14 protein-coding genes and 1 tRNA gene are annotated in these 9535 nt (G+C 69.4%); 6 read left to right on the forward strand and 9 right to left on the reverse strand.

Annotated features, from left to right (window positions below; translation table 11 throughout):
* From ACFTZB_RS38195 to cobC, 4 genes are all read right to left on the reverse strand, one after another.
* A partial coding sequence (locus ACFTZB_RS38195) for a reverse transcriptase-like protein (RefSeq protein ID WP_378439987.1) occupies positions 1–388 on the reverse strand: 388 nt, incomplete at its 3' end.
* Complete coding sequence (locus ACFTZB_RS38200) at positions 385–1122, reverse strand: zinc ribbon domain-containing protein (protein WP_072945530.1); 738 nt, start codon at positions 1120–1122, stop codon at positions 385–387. The genes ACFTZB_RS38200 and ACFTZB_RS38195, both read right to left, overlap by 4 nt.
* 97 nt (positions 1123–1219) lie before the next feature.
* Positions 1220–2359 carry a Nif3-like dinuclear metal center hexameric protein gene (locus tag ACFTZB_RS38205; RefSeq protein WP_378439990.1) on the reverse strand — a complete coding sequence of 380 codons (1140 nt, stop codon included), beginning with the start codon at positions 2357–2359 and terminating at the stop codon, positions 1220–1222.
* Positions 2356–3426, reverse strand: a complete 1071-nt coding sequence (cobC, locus tag ACFTZB_RS38210) for an Rv2231c family pyridoxal phosphate-dependent protein CobC (RefSeq protein WP_378439992.1) — start codon at positions 3424–3426, stop codon at positions 2356–2358. Before cobC ends, ACFTZB_RS38205 begins: the two co-directional genes overlap by 4 nt.
* On the opposite strand from cobC, the gene ACFTZB_RS38215 reads away from it, so the two are divergent.
* Genes ACFTZB_RS38215 through ACFTZB_RS38225 form a run of 3 tightly spaced genes read left to right on the forward strand, consistent with a single transcriptional unit; the run spans position 3420 to position 5500 of the window.
* Positions 3420–4121 carry an HAD-IA family hydrolase gene (locus tag ACFTZB_RS38215; RefSeq protein ID WP_378439994.1) on the forward strand — a complete coding sequence of 234 codons (702 nt, stop codon included), beginning with the start codon at positions 3420–3422 and terminating at the stop codon, positions 4119–4121. The genes cobC and ACFTZB_RS38215 overlap by 7 nt on opposite strands.
* Positions 4111–4581 (forward strand): low molecular weight protein-tyrosine-phosphatase, encoded by a 471-nt coding sequence (locus tag ACFTZB_RS38220; RefSeq protein ID WP_378439996.1) that lies wholly within the window; start codon positions 4111–4113, stop codon positions 4579–4581. Before ACFTZB_RS38215 ends, ACFTZB_RS38220 begins: the two co-directional genes overlap by 11 nt.
* 43 nt (positions 4582–4624) lie before the next feature.
* Positions 4625–5500, forward strand: a complete 876-nt coding sequence (locus ACFTZB_RS38225; protein ID WP_378439999.1) for an SURF1 family protein — start codon at positions 4625–4627, stop codon at positions 5498–5500.
* Here ACFTZB_RS38225 and ACFTZB_RS38230 read toward each other — a convergent pair.
* Positions 5441–6424, reverse strand: coding sequence for a cobalamin biosynthesis protein (locus ACFTZB_RS38230; RefSeq protein WP_378440001.1), 984 nt, complete (start codon positions 6422–6424; stop codon positions 5441–5443). The genes ACFTZB_RS38225 and ACFTZB_RS38230 overlap by 60 nt on opposite strands.
* Before the next feature lie 49 nt (positions 6425–6473).
* Here ACFTZB_RS38230 and ACFTZB_RS38235 point away from each other — a divergent pair, with 49 nt between their 5' ends.
* Both ACFTZB_RS38235 and ACFTZB_RS38240 read left to right on the forward strand, forming a co-directional pair.
* Positions 6474–6836, forward strand: a complete 363-nt coding sequence (locus ACFTZB_RS38235; protein ID WP_276140059.1) for a DUF5655 domain-containing protein — start codon at positions 6474–6476, stop codon at positions 6834–6836.
* A 265-nt stretch (positions 6837–7101) separates the two neighbouring features.
* Positions 7102–7293: a hypothetical protein gene (locus tag ACFTZB_RS38240; protein WP_378440003.1), complete on the forward strand. Its 192-nt coding sequence runs from the start codon at positions 7102–7104 to the stop codon at positions 7291–7293.
* 70 nt (positions 7294–7363) lie between these two features.
* On the opposite strand, the gene ACFTZB_RS38245 is transcribed toward ACFTZB_RS38240, so the two are convergent.
* From ACFTZB_RS38245 to ACFTZB_RS38260, 4 genes are all read right to left on the reverse strand, one after another.
* Positions 7364–7435, reverse strand: a tRNA-Val gene (locus ACFTZB_RS38245).
* A 32-nt stretch (positions 7436–7467) separates the two neighbouring features.
* Positions 7468–7932: a peroxiredoxin gene (locus ACFTZB_RS38250; protein ID WP_378440005.1), complete on the reverse strand. Its 465-nt coding sequence runs from the start codon at positions 7930–7932 to the stop codon at positions 7468–7470.
* A 42-nt stretch (positions 7933–7974) separates the two neighbouring features.
* Positions 7975–8400 (reverse strand): DUF3052 domain-containing protein, encoded by a 426-nt coding sequence (locus tag ACFTZB_RS38255; RefSeq protein WP_012688155.1) that lies wholly within the window; start codon positions 8398–8400, stop codon positions 7975–7977.
* A 168-nt stretch (positions 8401–8568) separates the two neighbouring features.
* Positions 8569–9105 carry a hypothetical protein gene (locus ACFTZB_RS38260; RefSeq protein WP_378440008.1) on the reverse strand — a complete coding sequence of 179 codons (537 nt, stop codon included), beginning with the start codon at positions 9103–9105 and terminating at the stop codon, positions 8569–8571.
* 224 nt (positions 9106–9329) lie between these two features.
* Here ACFTZB_RS38260 and ACFTZB_RS38265 point away from each other — a divergent pair.
* On the forward strand, positions 9330–9535 hold a 206-nt coding region (locus ACFTZB_RS38265), incomplete at its 3' end, for a hypothetical protein (RefSeq protein WP_378440010.1).

Raw genomic sequence — 9535 nt, forward strand, 5'->3', positions numbered from 1 at the left:
GGGCGAGGCGGTCGGCGTGCGCGGTCTCGGCCCGCGGAAGCCAGGTGTACGTCACGGAATCGAACTGCCGGGCGAGTTCCGACGCCCGGCGCTGCAGCGGAATCATGTCCGGGTGTTTGACCTTCCAGCGCCCGGACATCTGCTCGACGACCAGTTTGGAGTCCATCCGCACGTCCACCGCGGACGCGCCGAGTTCGGCGGCGGCCTCGAGCCCGGCGATCAGCCCCCGGTATTCGGCGACGTTGTTCGTGACGATGCCGAGGCTTTCCTTGCGTTCGGCGAGGACGGCGCCGTCGTCGGCCGCGAACACCACGGTGCCGTAGCCCGCGGGTCCGGGATTGCCGCGCGATCCACCGTCGGCCTCGACGACGACGCGACCGGCACTCACAGACCCGACTCCTTGGTGCGCACCAGGATCGCGCCGCATTCGGAGCAGCGCACGACGACGTCGGGTGCGGTGCCGGTGATGCGGGAGATCTCGCCGCGGTCGAGTTCGATACGGCATGCACCGCAGCGGCGGGCCTGCAGCAGTGCCGCGCCGACGCCGTTCTGGCTGCGCTGCTTCTCGTAGACGGTGATCAGGTCGGCGGGGAACTGGTCGGCGAGCGCCGCGCGGTCCCGGGTGCAGCGCTGCTCCGCGGCGTCCAGGTCGGCGACGGCGTCGTCGCGGCGGCGGGACGCGTCGATGAGGTCTTCCTCGATCTGCGACAGCTGCGCACCGGCGTGGTCGTGGTCGGACTGCGACGCCTCGCGCCGTTCCATCACCTCGAGCAGTTCGTCCTCGAGCAGTCCCTGACGGCGGACGAGGCTGCCGAGTTCGTGTTCGAGTTCGGTGAGCTGCTTCGATCCGACCGTTCCGCTCTCGAGGAGCTTGCGGTCGCGGTCCTCACGCTGGCGGACGGCGTCGACCTCGCCTTCGAGCTTGCGGATGTCGCGGTCGAGGTCGTCGAGGATGATCTCCACGGCCACGGCCGCGTCCTTACGGGTGACGCGCTCCGCCTCGAGCCGCTCGACTTCCTGACGCTCCGGGAGCGCGGTGCGTCGGTGGGCGATCCGCGACAGCTCCGCATCGACGCCGGCGAGGTCGAGAAGCTTGGACTGCACCTGTGGTTCGACGTTCACGCGTGGTAACTCCTGCTGTCTTCTGTGACGGGTTCTTCTGCGGCAGATTGCTGGGTGTCAACCGTACCCCGGCGCATCACGGGTTTCGCCGACGGCGCTACGACGACGGCGCGCTGACCGACCACGGATCGGTGCGCACCGCGGACACCCGCACCTGCCACCGGGGTGTGTGCGCGAACGCGGCGTCGAGCACGCCCTTCGCTTGTTCGCACCACGGTTGCTCGCTCGCCCAGTGTGCGACGTCGATCAGGGCCGGACCTCCGGCGCGCAGGTGCTCGTCGGCGGGGTGGTGCCGCAGGTCGGCGGTCACGTACGCGTCCACGCCGAGGCGTGTGACGTCGTCGAGGAACGAGTCGCCCGAGCCACCGCACACGGCGACGGTGCGGACCGTGGCGTCGGGGTCGCCCGCGGCCCGCACACCCCACGTGGTGGCGGGCAGCGCACCGGCGACCCGGTCGGTGAACTCGCGCAGCGTCAGCGGTTCGGGTAGCTCGCCGACGCGTCCGAGTCCGCGGGGGCCGGGGAACGTCGCCGTCTCGAACACGTCGAACGCGACCTCCTCGTACGGGTGGGCGGCGCGCATCGCGGCGAGCACCGTCGGCCGGAGGCGGCGCGGCGCGATCACCTCCACCCGGCTCTCCTCGACCCGTTCGAGTGCGCCGACCGCGCCGAGTGCCGGATTCGCGCCGTCGGTGGGCAGGAACTGGCCCTGCCCGGTGACGGACCAGCTGCAGTCGCGGTAGTTGCCGATGTGTCCGGCGCCGGCGTCGAACAGTGCGCGGCGCACCGTGTCGGCGTCACCGGCGGGGACGAGGACCACCCATTTGTCGAGGTTCTCGGTGGGTTGCGGCTCGATCGGCCCGGTGACGGTCAGCCCGAGCGCCGCCGCCAGTGCGTCGGAGACGCCGGGGTCCGCGGAATCGGCGTTGGTGTGCGCGGTGAACAGGGCACAGCCGGCCCTGATCAGCTTGTGGACGAGCGCACCCTTCGGGGTGTGGGCGCCGACGGTGTCGACTCCGCGGAGCAGCAGCGGGTGGTGGACGAGGAGCAGGTCGGCGCCGCCGGCGATCGCCTCGTCGACCACCGCGGCGGTCGGATCGACCGCGACCGTGACCGTCGCCACCGCGTCGTCCGGGTCGCCGCACACGAGGCCGACGGAATCCCACGACTCGGCGAGGGAAGGCGGGTAGGCCGCGTCCAGGGTGGTGATCACGTCGGCGAGACGCACCGGGTTCACAGGATCTCCTTCATCGCGTCGACGAGCACGGCGGTCTGTTCCGCGGGGCGCACCGCGACGCGGAGGAAGTCGGGTCCGAGTCCGGGGAACGTGTCGCAGCGGCGTACGGCGATGCCCCGTTCGCGCAGGTGCTTGCGCATCAGTTCGCCGTCCGGCAGGCGGAGCAGCAGGAACGGCGCGACCGCGGGCCGGTGCACGGCGACGCCGATCCCGGTCAGCCGCCGGATCATGTCGTCGCGCCACTCACCGAGCACGACGGCGTGGTCGCGGGCGGCGGCGACGGCGTGAAGTTCGCTGCACGCGGCGATCGCCTCCACCTGCAGGCTGCCCACCGGCCAGTGCGCCCGTCCCACCTGCAGTCGTTCGAGGATCTCGGGAGCCCCGAGCGCGTACCCGCAGCGCAGTCCGGCCAGCGCCCACGTCTTGGTGAGACTGCGCAGCACCAGGACGTCCGGCAGTGCGCGACCGGCCAGCGACTCGTCCTCGTCCGGGACCGCGTCCATGAACGCCTCGTCGACGACGACGATCCGGCCCGGTCGGCGCAACCGCAGGATCGCCTCGGCGGGGTGCAGTACCGACGTCGGGTTGGTCGGGTTGCCGATCACGACCAGGTCGGCCGTTTCGGGGACCGTCGCCGAGTCGAGGACGTACGGGTCGTCGAGCAGCACCTGCGTGACCGGCACCTGTGCCTCCCGCAGCGCCCACTCGGGTTCGGTGAACGACGGATGGATCAGCGCCGCCTCCCGGATCCCGAGCCGCGGCAGCAGGGAGAACCCCTCGGCGCCCCCGGCGAGCAGCAGCACCTCCTCGGGTGTCCGGCCGTGCCGGGACGCCACGGCGGTCCGGGCCGCGAGATCGGCCGCGACCGTCGGGTACGTGCCCAGGTGCGCCAGCGCGTCCGCGAGGCGGAGGCGCAGCCAGTCCGGCGGCCCGTCGCCCTGCACGTTGACGGCGAAATCGAGGAGTCCTGGCCCCGCATCCACGTCTCCGTGGTGACGAAGGCTTTCCCGGCTACCGGCGCGAATGTCCACGATTGTCGAGCCTAAGGGACAATGGTCCGGTGACATCTCTCTCCACCTCCGCGTCCACCGCCTCTTCTGCCCTGTCTGCGCCGATCGTGTTGTTCGACCTCGACGGCACGCTCACCGACTCCGCGCCCGGCATTCACGCCGGCTTCCGCCACGCGCTCGCGGCGATCGGTCAGCCGGAACCGACCGACGAGATGATCGACGCCGTCATCGGCCCGCCGATGATCGACACGTTCCGGTCGATGGGATTGGCCGAGGATCTCGTGCAGCAGGCGATCGCCGCCTACTTCGAACGCTACGACCGCGTGGGGTGGTCGGAGAACGCCGTCTTCGACGGCATCGAGAAGGTGCTCGTCGCCGCCCGCGACAGCGGCCGGAGGCTCGCCGTCGCCACGTCGAAGTCCGAGCGGTTCGCGATCCGCATCCTCGAGCACTTCGAACTCGCGCACTACTTCGAGTTCATCGGCGGCGCCAGTGACGACGGCAGTCGCCGCGCCAAGTCCGACGTGATCGCCCATTCGCTGCGGAACCTCGGAGTCACCGCCACCGAGGGCGCCACCGCCGACGTCCTGATGATCGGCGACCGCGACCACGACGTCCTCGGCGCCGCGCACTGGGGTATCCCCGCGGTGTTCGTCGAGTGGGGTTACGGATTTCCCGCCGAGGCCGAGCGCGCGCACACGCGGGCGCAGAGCGTCGCCGACCTGGGGAAGTTGCTCGACGATGCGGCCTGAGACTCCGCTGCACGTGACGTTCGTGTGCACCGGCAACATCTGCCGCTCCCCCATGGCCGAGAAGATCTTCGCCGAGCACCTCCGGCGCGAAGCCCTCGATCACCGGGTGATGGTGAGCAGCGCAGGCACGCACGGCTGGCACGTGGGCCGTGAGGCCGACATCCGCACCAACGAGACCCTGAAGCTGAACGGCTATCCGACGGGCCACACGGCCGCGGAGGTCGGCCCGTTCCACCTCGGCGCCGACCTGGTGGTCGCTCTCGCGGCCAACCACGACCGTGAGCTTGCCCACATGGGCGTGCCCGACGAGCGCCGCCGGCTGCTGCGCAGTTTCGACCCGGACGCGGACACGGCGTCCGTGCCCGACCCGTTCTACGGGGACCTCGAGGACTTCGAACGGGTCCGCCTCCAGATCGAGGCCGCGGTGCCCGGGCTGCTCGACTGGGTGCGCAGCCGGTAACCCACGATCAGGGGCCCGACCTGCGAGCGGCTACCGTGGAGGCGTGCGAAGGCTGAGATTTCTGTTGCGACCCGGCTGGTTGGTGTTGGCCGTGGTGGTCGCCGGATTCGCCTTCATGTGTTTCTACGTGCTCGCGCCGTGGCAGCTCGGTAAGAACACGTCCACGGAGCACCGGAACCAGCTGATTGCCGACTCGGTCGACGCCGACCCAGTCCCGCTGGAGACTCTGCTGTCCGGCGCCGCGGCGAATCCGGACGACGAGTGGCGCCGCGTCACTGCGACCGGGTCGTACGTGCAGAACAGTGATCTGCTGGTCCGGTTGCGGTCCATCGAATCGCAGCCCGCGTACGAGGTCCTGACTCCGCTGCAGCTGACCGACGGTCGCACCATCCTGGTCAACCGGGGCTACGTCCGCCCGATCCAGGGCACCGAGGCGCCGCCGGTGGATCCGCCGCCGGCCGGGCCGGTGACGCTCGACGGTCGCGTCCGCAAGTCCGAGGGCACCATCGCAGGCAAGGAACCGATCGACGAGAACGGGCTCCGGCAGGTCTACTACATCGACGCGGGCCAGATCGGCGGTTTCATCGGCACGGATCTGATCGACGCGTACGTGCAACTCGAACCCGATCAGCCGGGCGGCCTCGGCACCATTCCGCTCCCGCAACTCGATGCGGGCCCGTACCTGTCGTACGGCTTGCAGTGGCTGGCGTTCGGCATCATGGCGCCGCTCGGCCTGGCCTACTTCATTCGCGCGGAGTGGCGTGAACGCCGCAAGGAGAAGTCCGCGAAAGCGTCCGACGACGCCGCCCCCGCCCCCGTGGCCCGGAAGAAGCCGTTCACCCGGAGCACGCCGGTGGAATCAGCGCCGAGGACGGCGGCGGAAGCGAAACTGGCCGACCGCTACGGCAAGGGCCGCTGACACCAGCGCCCCACCACCCTGGACCGCGGTCGACAGTCGCACCGCGCGGTCGAGGTCGACGGGCCGGGGTGACGGCCCGGATCCGAGCACGGGTCGCATCTCGACGCCGTGCGCGTATTCGGTGCGCCCGCCCAGCGAGATGCCGAGAGCGCCCGCCGCGCCGGCCTCCGCGACACCGGCGTTGGGGCTGGGGTGCTGGGACGCGTCGCGCCGCCAGGCCTCCCACGCCTCCGTCGGCGACCCACCGGCCACCGGCGCGGCGAGGACGGTCAGCGCACCCGTGAGTCGGGCGGGCAGCAGGTTGAGGAGGTCGTCCCATCGCGCCGCGGCCCAGCCGAAGTTGCAGTACTTCGGCGAGCGGTAGCCGACCATCGCGTCCAGGGTGTTGGACGCCCGGTAGGCGAACAGTCCGGGGATGCCGGCCACCGCGCCCCACAGGAACGCGCCGACCGCGGAATCGGACGTATTCTCGGCCACCGACTCCAGCGTCGCCCGGGTGAGCCCGTCGACGCCGAGCACGCTGGGGTCGCGACCGCACAGCGACGGCAGCAGGGCGCGGGCGGACGCGAGGTCGTCCGCCGCGAGGTACGCGGCCATGCTCGACCCGGTCCGTCCCAGGGACGTTCCGCCGAGCACCGCCCACGCTGCGACGCCGGTCGCGGCCGCCTCCCCGGCCCATCCCCCGCGCCGCGCCGCCCGGGCCGCGGCCACCCCCAGACCGGCCGCTCCACCGACCAGAACGGCGACGTGCACGATTCCGGCCGACCGAGAGTCGCGGTACGTCGCCTTCTCCAATGCCATTGCGGTGCGGCCGAATCCGGCCACGGGATGCCATCGGGCGGGGTCGGCGAACGCGCGGTCGGCGGCGAAGCCGAGAAGCAGGCCTGCGGCGCGCGCGGTGGTGGGACGGGAGGTTCGATGCACGCCGCTATTTGTATCAACTAACGTTGCAGGCGATGTAAAGGAGCGTCCCATGAGTGCCGCGATCGACGAGTACCTGGCGGGCAAGGATCCGGACGCCACCGAGCGCCTGCTGCAGTTTCGTGACCTCGTTCTGGCGTGCGGCGAGGTGGACGAGCGCGTCCACCGGACCGAGATCGCGTGGGCTCGTGCCCGCGTCTTCGCTGCCGCGTTCATCTATTCGTCGCGGCTCGAGATCGCCCTCGACCTGCGCCGCCGCGTCCATCACCCGCAGTTGCGGGAGGCGTTTCCCACCACGAAGACGGTGATCACGCACCGGTTGACGATCACCTCCGACGATCAGCTCGACGACACCCTGGCCGCGCTCCTCGCGGAGGCCTACGACACGGTGGGTCCGGGCACGCGCAACCGGTAGACGCCGCCAGGGCCGGACGGACAGGTTCCGGTCGGAATGTCTGATACCTGAAACTCTCCTGAGGAACTCGCCAAGCGCCCTTTCGTGCGCCTACCATGGTATTTGCCGCCTCGTTCCCCCCATTCAGGGGCGGCGCACGGCCCCGCCCTGCTCACATCTTCGGTGCTGACTCAACACACCCACGTGGCCCGGCGGGGTTCTGCGCGTCCGGTGGGAATTTCAGCGAGCCATTGGAATCGCCGACTACGCCTGGGACGATCGAAGGGTGTCCCGCGACGTGACGAAGCTCGGCGACGACGAACTGCTCGCGCTGCTCGGCGAGCAGCGAGCACTGCTCGGCGAGTCGATCGCGAACGACTACGGCTGCGGAACGGTGCGCACCGTCACCAGCCGGATCGCCGAATTCGAGGCCGAACTCGATCGGCGCGGTTCGACGGCCTCGCGAGACGGCATCTGACCCCTAACGGGTGGGGAAACGAGAAAACCCCGACCCGCGCACGAACGCGGATCGGGGCCTTGCCTGACGGTGGGCGCGGAGGGTTTCGAACCCCCGACCGCTGGTGTGTAAAACCAGAGCTCTACCACTGAGCTACACGCCCGAACATCCGGCGAGAACCTCGCCGGATGCGCATCAGGACTCTAGCGTGGCGAGCGCTTTCTCCCAAGCTCCCTGGTCACGGGCCTCTCCGGGCCCGTTCATCTCGGCGAACCGGATGATGCCTTCCTTGTCGATGACGAAGGTGCCGCGGTTCGCGAAGCCCAGCTTGTCGTTGAAGACGCCGTACTGCTGCGCGACCGCGCCGTGCGGCCAGAAGTCGGCGAGCAGCGGGAACGTGTATCCCTGCTCGGCGGACCAGATCTTGTGGGTCGGCGACGCACCGACGGAGAGGGCGAGGATCGCCGTCTCGTCGTTCTCGAACTTCGGCAGTTCGTCGCGAACCTTGCAGAGCTCACCCTGGCACGTTCCGGTGAACGCGAGCGGGTAGAACACGAGCAGGACGTTCTTCTTTCCGCGGTAATCGGAAAGCGTCACCTCCTGGTTGTTCTGGTCCTTGAGGGTGAAATCGGGGGCGGTGGTGCCCACGTCGAGCGGCATGACGTGATTCCTTCGGTGAGTGAACGGGAAAGGTGAGACTGTTCAGCGCTTGTTCGCGGGGCGCGACTTCGGCTGAACCAGACGGCTTCCCGACCAGTCTCCGAGATTTGCCGCCGACGTCTGGGTGAGACCGGCTGTGGGTGCGGACTCGGCGATCTCGCTGGGCTCCACGTGACCGGGCTGGCCGGTCTTGGGGGTGAGGACCCACACGAATCCGTCGTCGGCCAGGGGCCCGATGGCATCCATGAGGGCGTCGACGAGATCTCCGTCTTCGTCGCGCCACCACAGCAGCACGACGTCGATGACCTCGTCGGAATCCTCGTCCAGCAGTTCTCCACCGATGGTGTCCTCGACCGCGGCACGCAGGTCGTCGTCGGTGTCCTCGTCCCAGCCCAGTTCCTGTACCGCCATGTCGGCAGTGATCCCGAGTTTCTGAGCGTAGTTTTGGGCGTCCGCCGCGGCGACCACGGTGGGGTCCTCCTTTTGTTGACGGTGCTCGGATACCCGAACACCTGCCGGATGAAGATCAATTAGGTGAAAGCGAACATGCTCGAACGCTTTCGCGCAAGCCGACCACGCGAATTTTTCTGAGAATGTAGTGATGCGTGGTCATCGACCGAGCCTACGGTGCGGGAGTCACGATGTGGGGCAAGCTGCCCGAATCGAGTCGCTGAGCTCGTCTCCTCGGCTCGCGAGCGTGTTCAGAATGTCTCCGCGCTGCCCGCTGTCGACGGCCGCGGCGAGTTCGCGATAGTTGTTCGCGTAATCGGTGAGGAGTCCGGTCAGGTCGGGGGGAAGTGCGGGTGTGGCGGCGTTCGCGCCGTCCGCGGCCGACCGGAGTGCCGCCGCTGCGGCGCTCGCCTTCGTGCCGGTGTCCGCGGCCTCGGCGTTGGCGGCGTCGATGAACGTGTTGTAGGTGTCGATCGTCTCACCGGCACGGGTCACGAACATCGTGCACTGCTCCACGAGCGCCTCCCGCTCGGCCGCGGCCTTCTGCGAGGACGACGCGGCCACCGATGAGGACGTCGCTTCGGCGGCGTACTCGGCCGCCTGGGAGTCGTTCTGCTGCGCGGTTCCCTCGATCGCGCCGCCACATCCGGCGATGATGCCGGCGCCGGCGATCGCTGCGGCGGCAGCACTCAGCAGCCCCCAGCGACGCGACGACGTGCACATTCGTCTCCCCCATGTTTTCGACGACATCGATAAATTCAACATTCGGCCCCGGATCTGCGCAAACGCTACCGAAGAGTAACCCGAGCACGGTGTGCCGACCGCGCCGCAATGGGGAAAGATGAGGGTCGCGCCATATTCATAAAGGAGATGGATCGGGCCTAACAAGGCCGCGATCGCATGGAGAGGACGCCACACCGCGCGTCCCACCACAATGAGGAGCAACGTTGTCAGACCTGATCCAGGGACCCGCGTCTCAACCGGATTCCGCCACACCCGGCGCCGGAGCGGCCCAACCTTCCAACCCCAGTGCGACCCCGGGTTCCGACGGACGCGTGCGCGTCATCCGTGAGGGTGTTGCGTCGTATCTGCCGGATATCGATCCGGATGAGACCACGGAGTGGTTGGAATCGTTCGATGGTTTGTTGGACCG

It is taken from the genome of Rhodococcus sp. NPDC057014 (assembly GCF_042673295.1).
Taxonomy (GTDB): Bacteria; Actinomycetota; Actinomycetes; order Mycobacteriales; family Mycobacteriaceae; genus Rhodococcus_F.